Genomic DNA, 16,681 nt, shown 5'->3' with positions numbered 1-16,681 from the left:
AGATGCTTAATATTGTTGTTCCTATGGCTGGACGCGGCAGCAGATTTGCTGATGCTGGATATGTTAATCCAAAGCCACTTATTGATGTTAACGGAAGAGCTATGATCGAGCTTGTGGCTGATAATATCAGACCAAAAGATGATTTTCGCTTTATATTTATCTGCCAGAGAGAGCATATGGAGAGGTTCCCTCTTGAAGATATGCTTAAGAAAGCTGCTCCAGGGTGTGAGATAATCCCAATCGATTATGTGACAGAAGGTGCTGCATGCACAGTTCTTTTGGCAGAAAAACTCATAGATAACGATGATGCGCTTATGATCGCAAATAGCGACCAGTACGTAGATATCGATATTAACGATTACCTTGCAAAGATTAAGGGGTACGATGGACTTATCATGACAATGCCTGCAAACCACCCAAAGTGGAGCTACATCAGATACACAGATGAGGGACTTGTTACTGAGGTTCGTGAAAAGGAAGTTATTTCAGATCAGGCTACAGTAGGAATCTACAACTATAGTCATGGCAAGGATTTCGTTAGATATGCTCATCAGATGATAGATAAGAATATTCGTGTTAATAATGAGTTCTATGTAGCGCCTGTTTACAACGAGATGATCGCAGATGGTGGAAGGATCACTTATTTCGACATCGGTGAAAAGATGCATGGACTTGGCACACCTGAGGATCTAAATCTTTTCCTTGAAAAGAAGATTATTTAATACTCTGAAAGGCTTTGTATGATTAAATTTCCCGATGGATATTTCAAAGACGAAATAAGAGAAGGATTCCTTGTCAGCGAAATGATGAAAAGAGCCTGGGGCTCTCAGTTCGAACTGTTTGAAAGGATAAGGGGCCTTTGTGAGAAGTACGATATCACCTATTTTGCCGAAGTAGGAACGCTCCTAGGTGCAGTAAGACACGAGGGCATAATTCCCTGGGATGATGATATCGACATTGCCATGCTTAGGGAAGATTATCATAGATTCTTGGAGCACGCTGACGAGATTGGCGACGGGGTATGCGTAAGGAGTATTTATTCCTCTGATTCTTTTTATAATTTTCATGCGATAGTAACACATGAAGCTGAAAAACTAGAATGGGACGAGGACAGAATGGAACAATTTCATGGCTGTCCTTTTATATGTTCGGTTGATATTTTCCCTTTGGACTATTATCCAAGGGATCCAGAAAAGCTTAAGTTTTATCAGCAGCTGTACTGCCTTGCATACAAGACAGTATATGACTGTATGGATCTTGAGAATACTGAATTTGGCGGAAGGCTTATAAGTCTATCGGATGTGCCTAGAGATAGTTCTTTATATTCAGACATTAATACAGTACTGGGGCTACTTCCAAGGGCTTTGGTGAATTTCCAGCTTGATGGAAATAAACCATTAAGAAATCAGCTCTGCAGGATCACAGATATGGTGGCAAGGAGCTGCAGCGAGGAAGATGCAATTGGCGTTGAATACTGCCCGAAGCTTCCTCTTGCTATATATAGCTATAGAGATAAAGAGTATTACAAAGGAACTGCAGTGCTTCCTTTTGAAATGACTGATATTGTAGTTCCAAAGGACTATAGAGAAACCCTTGCAAGTATCTATGGCGAAGATTATATGACTCCTGTAAGGGGAGCAGCAGGACACAACTATCCCTTCTGGGGAGCTGAAGTTAACGTCCTTATTGGCGGAGATATCGGAGAACTTTACCTTTATCCAAAGGATAAAAAGCATATAGTTGATACTTTGGGGATTCTTGATGAAGCTATGATGGAAGTAAACAGCAATGCATATCAGGGAAATATCAGTATTTCTCTTGATCTTTTGGGACAGATGCAGGAGCTTGCAACTTCTATAGGAACATTTGCTGAGACAATAGTAGGAGAAAAGTCAGGAACCATCGCAGGCTTTGAAAAATACTGCGAAGATCTATTTAGATACTATGACAGGCTCAAGGATGAAAAGGGGCCTATGGATGCAGAATGTGAGTGGATGATCTCTTATACGGAAGGGCTAAATAGCGATCTAAAGGCTATCAGAAGGTCGGTATTTAAGGAAATATGCCTTGGAGACAGAGGCACGGAAGATACGAGGAATACTGTTCTCATAGGTGTATCTGCTACAGGTATAGTAAACAACACATTTCTTGAAATAGATAAGATAAGGCAGCTCATTGATGAGCATACTAGAAATGATGAGAGTGTGCTTGTGTTTGTGAGTGAAGGTTTAAAGACCTTTTTATCTAAGTGCGGTCTGGAGATAGAAGGAAAGTACCTTGCATTTTTGGAGGATATTAAGCTTCTTTCAAATGTGACTGTAACTGAGAGCCCAAGGACTTCAGAGATAGATAAGGCTCTTTGTGTGTGCAATAGCTATATAGGTGATAGATGCAGATTGTCTGAGCTTTGCACAGATGCTGGAATGGACATTAGTATATTGGACTACAACGAATAAATTAGGAGCAGCAATGGTAGAACTTGATAAGCTAACATTTTCAGAAGAGTGGTTTAAAGATGAGGTAAGAGAAGGCTTCTTTGTCCCAGAGATGATGAAGCGCTTTTGGGCTGCCCAGCTTGTGGTTCTATCAGAGATAGACAAGATCTGTAAGAGGCATGATATCAAGTGGTACGCCGATATGGGAACTCTCATCGGCACCATCAGGCATAAAGGCTACATTCCTTGGGATGATGACTTTGATATATCCATGTTAAGGGATGACTGGGAGAGATTTTTTGAATACGCCAGGCAGGAGCTTCCCAAGGAGTACAAGATCCTTACAGTTGAGGACGAGGAGCAGTACACCCTAGCTCTTGGAAGGATCACAAACGGAACAACCATAAACTTAGAAAAAGAGCATTTGGATAAATTCTACGGCTGTCCCTATGTGACAGGCGTTGATATCTTCCCAATGGACAAGATATATAACGACTCAGAAAAAGAGGAAGAAAGGCGAGATAGAGGTAACGACGTATTAAAAGCCTGCTCTATCCTGGCTGCTAGAGGGACAGAGGATAAAGAACTGCTTGCTCTTTTGTTAAAGATCGAGAAAGCAAATAATACAAAGCTTCCAAGAAATTATAAGCTAGCTAGAGCCCTCATTGTGCTCCTTGATAAGATCCTTAAGGAATGCAGAGATGAGGATGCAAAAGAAGTAGCATCTATGTATGTATGGATAACTGAGCACTGGGCAAAGAATCCTATAGAAGTGTATCAGGAGGGAAAGGAAGCACCATTTGAGCATACTATAGTTACTGTACCTACCAGATATCATGAGCTCCTTACCAATTACTATGGGGACTACATGACTGTCAAAAGAGGCAGCGGAGTACATAATTACCCATGTTATGGGGAACAGGAGCATAGACTAAAGGAGCATCTTGGACACAATCCATTTAGATATACCCTTGATAAGCAGAGTTTTGATGTAAAGAGAAAGCATCCAAAGCAGATTGATGAGCTTCAATCATCTCTGCAGCTTTTGGAGAATACCCGCGCAGGGCTTGAAGCTGCGGCAAGTCAGGGACAGAGCGCAGATGCTGAGGCTCTTTTACAAAAGAATATCGAAATGACAGCTACTATAGAAAAGCTCATTGAGGAAAAGAAAAATGGTAAGAAAACAGTTCTTTTCATGCCTTGCAGAGCTAAGTGGTGGGAGAGCATGAGACCACTCTATAGAAAGGCTGTGTCTGATGAGAATGTTGAGACTTACGTGATCCCGATTCCATTCTATGACTGTGATCATAATGGAAATGTCGGCGAAAGGCATGATGAGAGAGATCTCTTTATGGCAGATGAGCACTTTACAAGCTTTGATGAGTTTGACCTTGCTGGAATTCATCCGGACGTAATAGTAATTCAGGTGCCTTACGATGGCGAGAGCTATAGCATGACTGTTCCGGATAAGCTTTATTCTGAGGAACTTTTAAAATACACAGATGAGCTGGTTTATATTCCATGCTTTGACGTAATAGATCCTGTAAGTGACACGGATCCGGTGGCTATATCGCTTAAGACATTTATCGAACAGCCAGCTGTTGTGAATGCAGATAAGGTTGTACTTAAATCTGAGAAGATAAGAGATTTATATATCAGAGTTTTGACAGAACTTGCGGGAGAGAAAACACGCTCCTACTGGGAAGAAAAGATTGTTTTGCTAGAAAACTACAAGTTCTGAGAGGGGTTATATGAAGCGGATAATAACATGGGGACTTTCATATAGTGACTACGATAGCCAGAGGGAGCTTTTTTCACTTACAGCTGATGGAGATGTAGAAGTTGTCGCAGAGGTTAAGTTTATTCCTTCAGAAGAAGAGATATTTGGACGCAGAAGCTCTGTGGAAGGCGCGTTTAATCAGCCTCACGATATGGTGGTTTATTTTGGTGTGGATGAAGCAGAAGTAAGGGCTGAGCTGGAAAAATTTGGGATACCTATTGAAAAAGAGGTGTTAGGCGACCTTGGAAGTCTTATTGGAGATAGAAATAGTAAGATCCTTTCTGATCAGGTTAAGGTCATTAAGGACCTACTTGAGGCTTCAGATAGCCAGATTGCAGATAGAGAGTGGCTTTTTAATAAGCTTGGTGAATACGGCTTTTTCCCATTCTTTAAGCTGGTAAAAAAGCCTCAGACAGGAGTCAGATACAGTACCTGCGGAATATTGCAGGTTCCAGATGAGTTTGTGGATTTTTGCTTGTATCTAAGTAAGCTCGAATGCCAGAAGGCTATTGAAGTTGGAGTATACAAAGGCAGCAGCTCCTATGTGATGGCAGCTCTTTTGTACAGAAATAATCCAGATCTTGTGTATGAAATGGTAGATATCGAGGATGGGCTGGTTAATTACGATGAGATCTCTAAGCTGATACCTGCTATTCGTAAGAGAATACCTAGCACTTCTGCTGATTTTATAGGACAGGAGTATGATTATTGCTTCATTGATGCGGATCACTCCTACGGCGCAGTTATGGAGGACTACAGAAATGTAGGACAGTACGCAACTAAGATGACTGTATTTCACGATGTTTTTGGACATGAATATGATGAGCTTGACGGCGGAACGGTCCGCGGCTGGAGAGAATTAAAAGAGTTAAATAAAGATAAAGAGATAATCGAGTTTTCGAAGTTTCCTGATAAATGGATGGGGCTTGGTGTTATAAAGTGGACGTGATTGTTAAGAGGGGAATCTGATTATGAAAAAGATCATAACCTATGGCTCTTTTGACCTGTTTCATGAAGGTCATTATAAGATCTTGGAGCGCGCAAAGGCGCTTGGAGATTACCTTATAGTGGGTGTTACAACTGAACATTTTGACCGTCAGAGGGGAAAGCTTAATCTAGTTGACCCTATCATGACTAGAATAGAAAACGTCAGAAAGACTGGCTTTGCAGACGAGATCATTGTTGAAGACCATGAAGGGCAGAAGATAGAAGATATTCAGAAGTATGACATCGATACTTTTGTGCTAGGCTCTGACTGGACTGGTAAGTTTGATTATTTAAAGCAGTATTGCAACGTTGTTTATCTTGAAAGGACCCCTAATATATCTTCATCTTTTTTAAGAGAGGATAGGAAGAAGCTTACCAAACTTGGAATAGTGGGTACTGGAAGAGTTGCCAGACGTTTCTATTCAGAGATCAATTACGTTTCTGGTGTAGAGGCGGTGTCAGCTTATAATCCGGATTTTGAGAATCTGAGCGAGTTTATGCAGGTCTGCACCATAAATGGATATTGCGACGATTATGAGAGCTTTCTTGATAGCGTAGATGCTATCTATGTGGCGTCACCTAATGAAACTCACGCGGAGTATGTCAGAACAGCACTTGATGCAGGCAAGCACGTTCTGTGTGAGAAGCCTATGACATTTACCTACGACGAGGCGGTTGAGCTATATGCTCTTGCAAAAGAAAAACAGGTAGTCCTGATGGAAGGAATCAGAGCAGCGTATCTTCCTGGATTCCAGCAGCTTCTGACAGTTGCCAAAAACGGAACAATAGGTGATATCTGTGATATAGAGGCCTGCTTTACCAGAATCGGTGATCCAGCATCCCGTGAGATGTCAGATGCCAGGTATGGCGGAGCGTTTATGGAGTATGGAAGTTATACCCTGCTTCCAATCTTTAAGCTCATGGGCCTTGATTACGAGGAGTTCAAGATTGATTCTATCCTTGGAGATAACGGAATAGATGTTTTTACCAAGGTTGAGTTTAAGTATAAACATGGCCTTGCTACCTCCAAGACTGGTGCTGGTGTTAAGTCAGAAGGTCAGCTGGTAATAGCAGGAACCAAAGGATATATACTGGCTCAGTCGCCATGGTGGCTTATCAGAAGCTTTGATGTGAGATATGAGGACCCTGGTAAGGTGGACCACTATGAAGCTGGATTTGTGGGTAACGACGGCTTTAGATATGAGATAGCAGAGTTTTTGACCAAGATAAATGGTACCGGTGGCCATGACTTTAAGCTTACAGCTGAAGAATCAATTGCTATGGCCAAGGTTGTTGAAAGGTTTATGGATACCAGAAGAAAACAGCAGGGATTCTAAGACTTTGCTGTAAACGGGACGGTAGTTTATGAGATTAGGGATCATAGGTACAGGGAGGATTGCAAAGCGTACGGTAAAAGAGCTGTCTTTTGTAGATGGTATTGATGTTACTGCGGTGTTAAATCCCAATCTGGACCATGCTGAAAAGTTCATAGAAGATAATGGCATGAATGCTAAGGCATTTTCAGACATCGCTGAATTTGCGGACGCTATTGACGCGGTATATGTGGCAGCTCCTCATGGGAGTCATGCCTCTTACGTAAGACAGATGCTTGGCTTTGGCAAGCATGTTATCTGCGAGAAGCCCATGTGCTTTTCTAAGGATGAAGCAAAAGAGCTGTTTGATATGGCCTTTGATAAAAAGCTTGTGCTGATGGAAGCAGTTAAGACGGAATTTGCTCCAGGGTTTAAGAAAATCTGCGAAGTTCTTGAAAGCGGCGTTATCGGGGAAGTTGTTGATGTTGAGGTGGCTTTTACTAGACTATCTGAGCCTCATGGCAGAGAGTTTGACGATACTGAGTTTGGAGGTTCTTTTACTGAGTTTGGAACATATTGCTTATTGCCGGTAATGAGATTTCTGGGAACTGATTACAGTGATGTTAGATTTATGAGCATTCCTGCTGAGTCGGGAGTGGATGGATATAGCAAGGTAGTGTTTGCGTATGAGGATAAGTCTAAAGGCACCGGAAGAGATGATGGAATCAGTGTTATCAGGAAAATCGGAACTGCCAAGACTGGGCTCACCGCTAAAAGTGAAGGACAGTTACTGATATCTGGCACAAAGGGATATGTCTTGGTGCCATCACCTTGGTGGCTTACAAAGTATTTTGAAGTTAGGTATGAAGATCCTACAAAGATTGATAAGTATGAATGCGAATTTCTAGGAGATGGACTCAGATACGAGTTTACTGAGTTTGAACGCAGAGTAAGTTGCGGTGAGGTGGCTAATAGTCAGAGAGATGAGGCGGTCGCTAGAGCGAGAGTGTTTGAGAAGTTTTTGAGCGGTAGAGAACATTGATACAGATTTGAGAAGAATGGAGGTTTTTTACCATGAAAATTTGGGCTCATAGAGGTTGTAGCCAGTTATATCCAGAAAATACATTACTTGCATTTGAAAAGGCTATGAACGTCAAAAATCTTACAGGAGTTGAACTGGATATTCAGCTTACAAGGGATGGCGAGATCGTGGTCATTCACGATGAGAAGGTTGATAGAACTACTGATGGCTTTGGCTATGTCAGAGACTATACATTAAAGGAACTTAAACAGCTCCACATTTTTGCTGGAAGAGGCGCAGATACAGAGCGCATTCCAACAATGAAAGAGGTTATAGAACTTCTTTTACCAAGAATGAAAAACGATGGCTTTATGATCAACATCGAGCTCAAGACCAGTGTCTTCAACTATCCTGGAATCGAAGAAAAGATCGTGACTCTTGTTGATGAGATGGGCGTTAAGGACAATATCGTATATTCCAGCTTCTGGGCTGAGTCACTGGTAAATATCCATGCCCTTGAGCCTACTGCAAAGCTTGGCGTTTTGGATGCTTCTGTTTCCAATTGTTTATATAAAGCTATTGGCCTTGAGTCCATGTGGAGAGATGTACCAAATGGCAGCATAGCCCTTCACCCAGGGGGAATTTACATGGATATCCCAGCTGAGAAATTTAAAGGCCGCGATGTAAGAGCCTGGTTTGGCGGACATCTTTATCCTGAGCTTCCAACTGGCGGCAAGCTGGATGTGAACAAGTATGCAGAAAAAGGAGCAACGGATCTCATCTTGAATGAGCCGGATAAGTATTTGCGATAATGAACGAGAAAACCTACGTACTATACAGAAGAATAAAGGCTTTTGGGAATAGTTTGTGCTTTTATGCCTGCAGGTTATTTCCAATAAAGAAAAACAGAGTTGTTGTGTGCTCTTTTGAAGGAAGAAGCGGATTTAATGATAATCCTAAGTACATAGTCAAAGAGCTTCATGAGCAGCATCCTGAACTGGAGATCATCTGGCTAGTCAATAAAACAGGCAAGAAATTTCCTGACTATGTGATAGAGAAGAGCAACTCATTACTTAGCAGAGCATATTATCTTACTACTGCGAAGGTGTGGATTGACAACTACAGAAAGCCTTATGGAACAGTAAAAAGAAAAGGCCAGTATTACATGAATACCACTCACGGCATGATAGGATTTAAATGTATTGGCTTGTGGCGTGGTGATGGACTTTCAGAGATGGCCTACAGAGTTATCAAAAATGACTCTGATATGATCGATGATATGCTGATCGATTCAGAATGGTGCGCAGAGATGTGCCCCGATGGAATGATCTATTACGGTAATTACTTAAGAACCGGTGATCCAAGAGTAGATATTTTGCATGGAGATAAGAGCTTTTACAGGGAAAAGTTTAGAAAGGAACATAATCTAGCCCCTGATACTAAGATAGTTCTTTTTGCTCCAACCTTTAGAGAGGGTAACAAAGCTGGGAAAAGATCTGTATTTGAAAATCAGTGGACTCTTGACTTTGAGAGGCTTTTAAAGAATTTTGAAAAGAAATTTGGCGGAAACTGGGTTCTCTGCCTGAGGCTTCATCCACAGCTTGCAGAGACAGCAGGTGAGTATAAGGACGAAAGACTTGGAAATAGGCTCATTGATGCAACAAAAGTAGAAGATCTATATGAGATCATGGCTGCTGTGGATGCCTGCGTTTCTGATTATTCTACGACTGCCATAGACACTAGTCTTATGCATGTACCAGTATTTTTGTACGCTGATGATATAGAAAGATATTTAAGAGATAGAGGTGGAATGATCTGGAATATCTCAGCTGATACGGATGCGGTTGTGACTAACAAAAAAGAGATGACACCTAACTTGGATGTCGTTTTACCATTTTCTATTTCAAAGGATAATGATGAGTTTGAACGCAAGATAATGGCCTTTGATGAAAAAGAGTATCTTCAGAAACTTGAAGATTTTGAAAAGGCTGTGGAGCTTGTATTTGATGGAAAGGCCAGCAAAAGAGCTGTAGAAAGAATAGAGGAATACCTGAAAAGACCATGAATATCGTGATAGTAATGTCAGGAGGCGTTGGAGCAAGGTTTGGAGCTTCAATTCCCAAGCAATACAACTTAATAGCTGGTAAGCCAGTCATAGACTATGTGCTTGATGCTGTCAGTGAATCTGAAAAGACAGACCGCGTCGTGGTTGTAATGGACAAGCAGTGGGAAGGCTATTCAGAAAAGCTTGCTCAGATGGACTGTGACATAGCTGAAAACGGGCAGACCAGGATGGAGTCTCTTTATAATGGTATGAAACTTATCCATGATAGCTACGCCTGCGAAAAGATCGTGGTAGTAGATGCTGTTGCACCATTTCTCTATGGACAGCTTATTGATGATTATTTTGATAAGCTTGATAAGTACGATGCTGTTATAACCTCCCAGAAGATCACTGGTGGCTTTACAGATATTCACGATAATAACCTTGATAGAGAAGAGTACATCATAACCCAGTCTCCGGAAGGTTTTAAGTTTGACCTTTTGTGGAATAACTTTGACGTGGATTTCCCTTATCAGGAAACAGCAGGAATGCTTCCAAAGGGCTCAAAAAGATATTACAACTATGATTTCAAAAATAACCTGAAGCTTACATATGATTTTGAACTGGCCTATGCAGAGTTTGCCCTTACAAATATTGGAAAGATCAATAAAAAGAGCAATATTGCATACTTTGATAAGAACATCCTTATAACAGAAGGTATTAAGTCATTCTTTTTAAGAAAAGAGCCTGAAAAGACCATGCGATGGATTGACGGAATCTATGCATGTCTTCCTGAGCTTATTGCTAAATGGGATATAACATCTTTTTTACCAAACCAGATTTCAAGATATGGACTGGTATTACAGGCAGATTCCAAGAAGCATGGCCATGTGATAATCAAGTTTATTCCTGAATTTGTGGGAAGATATGAGCGTGAACTTGAGGCCATGAGGCTCCTTCCAAAGTCATATATGTGTAGCCTTATAGATTTCGATGAGTCAAAAAGAGTAATGCTCCTAAGTGAAGTCAGACCTGCCAAGTACGCAAGCTTTGACGAGAACATCAAGCTTACCGAGATGTTCACAAATGTAGTTAAAGATGCCGTTATTTATAGTGATGATATGAAGCTTGAGTTCATTCCAGAGTATGGCCTGGAGCTGGATGAAAAACTTGCAAACATAGATACTGTGCCATATTGCAAAGAGGAGGTCAGGGCAGTCCTCAATGAAGCAATTGATATGTATAAAGATGCCTTTGGCGATGCCAAGAGATACGTGCTCCATGGAGATCTTCATGAGCTGAACATATTAGATGATGGCAATAGATTCTGGGGAATTGATCCTTCGGGAATGTTGGCTCCTATCGAACTTGAATGTGTACGGTTTATTCGTAATGACGTGCGAAATCACCCAGCCTTTGGCTATGAAGCAAGATTCAAACTCTTACTGGATAGCTTTTCTAGATTTGTAGATAGAGACAGGCTCATCAAGATGTTCATCATCGATATGGCTTACTGCACCTTTAACAGTACTTTTGAAAATGAGCTGCCGGATGAGACACACCTTGATCTGAAACTTATTGAGATAGCGAAGAAGATGATCTGATAGGAAAAGAGTACCTTGACAACTGCATACTTTACATTAGGAGATAGATATGATATCTTACATGGGTGTTTCATGTATAGTGTTCGTGGCATTCGCCAGACTATTCCCATGACTAAGATATATATTTGATGATTTCATTTATCTAATTATTTATTTTCTGAGTTTCTTGGTAATATTCTATTTTTCTTGCCTATGCATGAGATGTATTAAACATACGTAGGAGGAAAAAGTATGGATGAAGTAAAGAAAAAAGATAATCCATTGTATTCTGAATCCGCATATGATGACGCTTTCAGAACAATGGAAGGAAGGTGCGATGATCTGTTAATACCGCTAGTGTCCCATATGTTCAGAGAAAAATATGGCAAAAGTGCCGTAGTGAAAAGGCTTAGGAATGAGCAGTTTGTTGAACATGAAGATGGTTCAGAGGAAAAACGCATCACAGATTCTAGTTTTGAGATTACTTACAAGGATATAACCAAGAGATATCATCTTGAATGCGAGAGTAAGGTTTATAGCAAATCAATGCTGGTAAGAATATTTGAGTATGATACGCAGATTGCTAAGAATGCTTACGAAATGAACGTGCACAAAGTGAGGTTCCGATTTCCAAATTCCGGGCTCTTATTACTCAGATTCTCAAAGGAGGCTCCAGAAACAGGGATTATTGAACTGGTAATGCCAAATGGAAAAGAGGTATCCTATGATATACCAATGCTAAAAATGTCGGATTATAGCATAGATAAGATCTTTGAAGAAAAACTTTTTATGTTGATTCCATTCTACATTTTTAACTTTGAGAAAAAGCTACCCGAGATGAATCAGGATATGGATCAGATTGATGAACTCTTAAAAAACTATGAGGAAATATTTGATCGACTGGATAATGAACTTGCCACAGGTAGCTTGTCATCAGCATCTTACGATGCTATCATAAGGCTAACACATAGCGTTGCATATAAGCTTACAACAAAGCAGGAAAATGTCCAAAAGAAAGTAGGTGATGTCATGGGTGGAAAAGTACTCGATTTACCAGGCTTCAGAATCTACGATGAAGGAAAAGAAGAAGGCATCAAGGAAGGAATCCAAAAAGGTTTAAAAGAAGGCATCCAAGAAGGCATCAAAGCGTTCATTGAGGATAAGATTGAGGATAATGTGCCAGTAGATCAGATTATCGGTAAGTTGATCAAACGATTTGAGCTTACAGAAGATGAAGCCCGTGAATATGCCGTTAAATATGGCGTCAAATTAGAAGAAAGCAAATAAAAAAGAAACGAGCACCCCGCTTCAGTAATAGCCTTACGGTAACAAACCCGTTTCTTTCTAGGTAATTATACATTATATGCTAAAAAAGTAAAGTAAACCTCCCGATGTAAGGTATGTAGTTGTCTTACATGGGAGGTTTTTGTTATGGGAAATATGATGACATTTGCTAAAGAAGATATAGATTTAATACGTAACAAGCTACAAGATGATTTAAGCAAAAAAATATTCAGTGACAGAATCCTTTTTAGCGAGACTTCTGATTATAGATATATCAAAAATATTGTTTGTTCATTTGATGAAGGTAAGGCTCTTGTTGGAAGGATACAGCAGTCTGAGAAGATTGCGATATTTGGAGCTGGAGCAGTGGGAAAGCAGATAGAAAGTATCTTTCATGACCGAATAAGCTGTTTTATTGATAACAACAAAGTGGGAAATTATCTTGGAATTCCTGTAGTTTCTCTTGAAGAATATATTGAAAGCAAAAGTGAGACGGATATTTATGTTTGTAGCAAATTTGCTCATGAAGAAATAATTCAGCAATTATTAGAACGAGGAATTCCAACGGAACGAATAATCAATGTGGGTTTAGAGTATTCTCGATTAAACCATAAGCAATATTTTGACCTTCCTGCACTAAAAGAGCACCAATTGCATGAAGAATTTTTCGTTGATGGTGGCGGCTTTGATGGTAGTACATCTTTGGATTTTTATAACTGGTTTAATACTAGTATAGGTGTTGATATAAATATGGCTGATAGAAAGGCATTTTCTTACATTTGGGAACCTGATGGGGATAATATAAAGAAGATAAATGAAAGGCTCACTGGGAAAATTGATTATAAGATTATTGAAAAGGGAATGTGGGACAAAGCAACTGTCTTGAAATTTATGATGAATGGTACTTCTGCTTCAAATATAAGTGATGTGGGAAATGCAGAAATATCGGTGGATACTATTGATAATATGTGTGACCTTAGACCTACTTTTATAAAGATGGATATAGAAGGCGCAGAATATAAGGCTTTGCTTGGTTGCCAAAAGACGATAGGAATTAAGAAACCTAAATTAGCAATCTCTATTTATCATAAACCCGAAGACATAGTCAAACTTCCAAAGTTAATATTACAGATTAATCCAGATTATAAGCTATGGATGAGGCATTATTCATTTGGCGAAAATGAAACATTGGTTTACGCAATCTAAAAAAAGAGGCTTTTGTAAAGAAAAAGGGAGAATGGTATGAAATCAACCGAAGAAGTGTATCTTTATGGATTAGGACAATTTTTTGAGAGTAATAGAGATTTCTTACACCAAAAATATAAAGTGGCTGGATATATAGATAAGAATAGACGTGGAAAAATTGAAGGAGTCCCAATTAAAAAACCATCAGATGACATCAATCGAAATAAAAAAGTTGTGGTATGTGTAGTTGAAATAAAACTATTCCTTGAAATTTCCAAAGAATTAGAAGATTTAGGATATTCTCACGGCAAGATTATCTATGCAGCTAATGACACACCTTTATTGCAGAGCGATATAAAAGTCTATCCTGATGTAGAAAATAGTTTTTTGCTTGAATATAACGGTCATAAATCTCGTATAAGCAATATTGAGGAATACTGGGGATTCATAGATGTATTTAAAAATGAGGTCTATTATTTTTCTTTATTCAAGGAAGCAAAATACATTGTTTTTGATGTGGGTATGAATACAGGTGATTCTGTAATTTACTTTTCATACAAAACAAATGTTAAAAAAGTGTATTCATGGGAACCTTTTAGAGAAACATATAACTTTGGTTTAAGCAACATACGAGATTATGCAAACAGCAAATGCATTATAGAGTGTATGAACTACGGGCTTGGTGCTGACACAAGAGATGAAAAAATCAATTATTTTAGAAATTTTTCCACCTCAATGTCGTCAGTATATGAGATAACTGACTTATTTCAAAATCAGCTTGGAGTAGAGATGCAGGATGACTCATATTGTACTTGCATTAAGATTAAGAAGAGTTCTGAAGAAATTCAAGCGATAATGAATGCCAATAAAGGCCTTTCCTATATTCTAAAGTTAGATTGTGAAGGCGCGGAATATGAAATAATGGGCGATTTGTTTGAACAAGGTTTATTACAGTTGTTCGATGCTGTTATGGTTGAGTGGCATTATAAGGGAAGCAAGAATTTGGAAAAGTATCTTATTGATAGCGGATTTGCCATATTTGGATATAAGAAAAGTGAAACGATTGGAATTTTAAATGCGGTAAATTTGTGTAAATCGCGTTGAGAAACAAAAGTAGTTATCGTTAATACAAGATTCTGTGAAAACACTCTTAGTCGATAGTTATTTGAAAAAAAGAATATTTAGATTATTACTTGAATCATCAACGAGTGCTGTAAGGGGAGGATGTACCTATGGAGTCAATCAGATTTGATCTAGAAAGACAACTATTTGAAATAAACCCATATCTATTAGGAAAAAAAATCTTTATTAATGATGTGAATGAAAATGCATTGAGAATATTTTCGTTACTGACATGTTTCGAGGTTTATGTAGAGGGGTTTCTGTCAGATGAATTGTTTGGTGAAATAATATGCAACAAAAGGATAGTACGAAAGGAAGACATAGGTGAATCAGATGTAATAATTTGTAATTTTTTTGCTAAAGAGTATCAGGAAGGTAAAGAACAAAGTGCCTTCATTTTAAATAGAAAAATTGATGCGAGCAATGTGATTATCTATGGAGCTGGTAATGTCGGGGAGAGGGTTATAGACTTTTTCCTGAATAATGAAATTACTGGTTTTCAAGTTGTTGATTCTTATATGACTAGAAAAAAAGTTAAAAATTTTGATGTATTGCCAAGATCATACTTGGATATGAATAAAGATGATTGCTCAATAGTAATATCTTCAATAGCTTATTGTGACGAAATATATTCAAATATTAAATCAATAGTGGGTGAAAAGAATATTTTTTATTGTGGGGATTTCTTTATCGCTGATTCTGCTAACCGATATAGTATATTTAATTATTTGGATGGTACGGAGCAGCATGTTACATTAGATAAATTATCCTATGATGCAGTGAGCTTTATAGAAGGCAAGGAACTTATAATTTATGGAGTAAGTAACCTTTCGAAAAGGATAAAGAATTTTTTTGAATTATTGGATTATAAAGTAATAGGATTGATTGGTGAAAATGGGGATGAAGATGAAGAGGTTATGCAAATTGAGGAATGTTTGTATTATCCGGATGCACTTATAGTATTTCCACGTAAAAAAGATATTCCGTTAAATAAAATTGTTAATCTAAATTTTGTACGGAATAACAATTATATAATTTTGGATGATACTGTTAAAGTGGATAGTTACTACAGAAGAAAAAACGTTATGGATATATTTTTGGGGCACAGCTTTGTTACTGATTATAAATATCCTGGATTCTATGAAATTGGTGATTATGCTAAGGCATCAACTAAAATAGTGACCCTAGGAGGGTCAACTACAGATGGAGGACTATATGAATTTAGCAGTTGGCCTCTGATACTCAAAAATGAAATTGGAAATGATGTTGCTGTGCTTAATGGGGGATGTATTTCTTATAATTCATCACAAGAATTATTAAAGCTGATTCGTGATGTTGTTTCATTAAAGCCAGATTATCTTATTGTTTACGATGGTATCAATAACGCTGTATATGATAAATGTAATGAATTTAGAGCAGAGTATTCTGAAATGGTGTTCAACCATGCGAAAGAGTATTTTGCCAAAGAGGGAACTATTGATATTGAGTGGGGACAAGGAGCATCAAAACTTGAAAGCATAATTACGAATGGTGTTGAGATTGAGAAAGACTGGTATGACCGATGGTTTACTCATGTGAGGATGATGAATGCGATAGCAAAAGAATTTAATATTAAACCTTTTTTCTTTATACAGCCATGGTTAGGAACAAAAAAAGAAATGAGCAAAAAAGAAAAAAGAATGAGATGTGTGAGTTCTGAATTTAATTGGAAGATGCGTCAAGAGGGTATGGACAGTTTGTATAGTGGATTTACGAGAGATGAATTAAATGAAAGATTCAATAACATCTTTTGTTTGAAAAATGTATTTGATAATGTAAGTGAAACGCTTTATGTCGATTATATGCACTTAAATGAATTAGGCAATAAGATTATAGCCAAAGAGATTCTCAGATGTATTCCTGAAATAAAATGAGAAAATATATTGGG

13 protein-coding genes are annotated in these 16,681 nt (G+C 38.6%); all 13 read left to right on the top strand.

The genetic code is table 11. The features are described from left to right. Window positions 1-2 precede the first annotated feature (2 nt). The 13 genes from bhn_RS12155 (at window position 3) to bhn_RS12095 (ending at window position 16,667) form a co-directional block, all read left to right on the top strand. Entirely contained in the window at window positions 3-722 is a 720-nt protein-coding gene (locus bhn_RS12155) for a glycosyltransferase family 2 protein (protein WP_071176943.1), read from the top strand. Window positions 723-740: 18 nt separating this feature from the next. Next, entirely contained in the window at window positions 741-2,456 is a 1,716-nt protein-coding gene (locus bhn_RS12150) for a LicD family protein (protein ID WP_071176942.1), read from the top strand. Further along, on the top strand, window positions 2,383-4,176 hold the full coding sequence (locus bhn_RS12145; RefSeq protein ID WP_148661952.1) for a LicD family protein: 1,794 nt from the start codon (window positions 2,383-2,385) through the stop codon (window positions 4,174-4,176). Before bhn_RS12150 ends, bhn_RS12145 begins: the two co-directional genes overlap by 74 nt. 10 nt (window positions 4,177-4,186) lie before the next feature. Then, the gene (locus bhn_RS12140) at window positions 4,187-5,164 is read left to right on the top strand and encodes a class I SAM-dependent methyltransferase (RefSeq protein WP_071176940.1); all 978 of its coding nucleotides are present in this window, start codon (window positions 4,187-4,189) and stop codon (window positions 5,162-5,164) included. Window positions 5,165-5,186: 22 nt separating this feature from the next. Further along, window positions 5,187-6,539: a Gfo/Idh/MocA family oxidoreductase gene (locus bhn_RS12135; protein WP_071176939.1), complete on the top strand. Its 1,353-nt coding sequence runs from the start codon at window positions 5,187-5,189 to the stop codon at window positions 6,537-6,539. Window positions 6,540-6,567: 28 nt separating this feature from the next. Then, entirely contained in the window at window positions 6,568-7,557 is a 990-nt protein-coding gene (locus tag bhn_RS12130) for a Gfo/Idh/MocA family protein (RefSeq protein WP_071176938.1), read from the top strand. Window positions 7,558-7,589: 32 nt separating this feature from the next. Then, complete coding sequence (locus bhn_RS12125) at window positions 7,590-8,348, top strand: glycerophosphodiester phosphodiesterase family protein (protein WP_071176937.1); 759 nt, start codon at window positions 7,590-7,592, stop codon at window positions 8,346-8,348. After that, on the top strand, window positions 8,348-9,601 hold the full coding sequence (locus bhn_RS12120; RefSeq protein WP_071176936.1) for a CDP-glycerol glycerophosphotransferase family protein: 1,254 nt from the start codon (window positions 8,348-8,350) through the stop codon (window positions 9,599-9,601). Before bhn_RS12125 ends, bhn_RS12120 begins: the two co-directional genes overlap by 1 nt. Next, on the top strand, window positions 9,598-11,184 hold the full coding sequence (locus bhn_RS12115; RefSeq protein WP_071176935.1) for a 2-C-methyl-D-erythritol 4-phosphate cytidylyltransferase: 1,587 nt from the start codon (window positions 9,598-9,600) through the stop codon (window positions 11,182-11,184). The genes bhn_RS12120 and bhn_RS12115 overlap by 4 nt, the downstream gene beginning before the upstream one ends. A 231-nt stretch (window positions 11,185-11,415) precedes the next feature. Further along, complete coding sequence (locus tag bhn_RS12110) at window positions 11,416-12,450, top strand: Yae1 family protein (RefSeq protein ID WP_071176934.1); 1,035 nt, start codon at window positions 11,416-11,418, stop codon at window positions 12,448-12,450. 144 nt (window positions 12,451-12,594) lie between these two features. Then, window positions 12,595-13,653, top strand: a complete 1,059-nt coding sequence (locus bhn_RS12105; protein ID WP_071176933.1) for an FkbM family methyltransferase — start codon at window positions 12,595-12,597, stop codon at window positions 13,651-13,653. Window positions 13,654-13,689: 36 nt separating this feature from the next. Beyond that, the gene (locus bhn_RS12100) at window positions 13,690-14,736 is read left to right on the top strand and encodes an FkbM family methyltransferase (RefSeq protein ID WP_071176932.1); all 1,047 of its coding nucleotides are present in this window, start codon (window positions 13,690-13,692) and stop codon (window positions 14,734-14,736) included. A gap of 128 nt (window positions 14,737-14,864) precedes the next feature. Then, the gene (locus tag bhn_RS12095) at window positions 14,865-16,667 is read left to right on the top strand and encodes an SGNH/GDSL hydrolase family protein (RefSeq protein ID WP_071176931.1); all 1,803 of its coding nucleotides are present in this window, start codon (window positions 14,865-14,867) and stop codon (window positions 16,665-16,667) included. Window positions 16,668-16,681 lie beyond the last annotated feature (14 nt).

Origin of the sequence: Butyrivibrio hungatei, from assembly GCF_001858005.1 — a bacterium.
Classification (GTDB): domain Bacteria; phylum Bacillota; class Clostridia; order Lachnospirales; family Lachnospiraceae; genus Butyrivibrio; species Butyrivibrio hungatei.
This window is presented reverse-complemented; position numbering and strand designations above follow the sequence as displayed.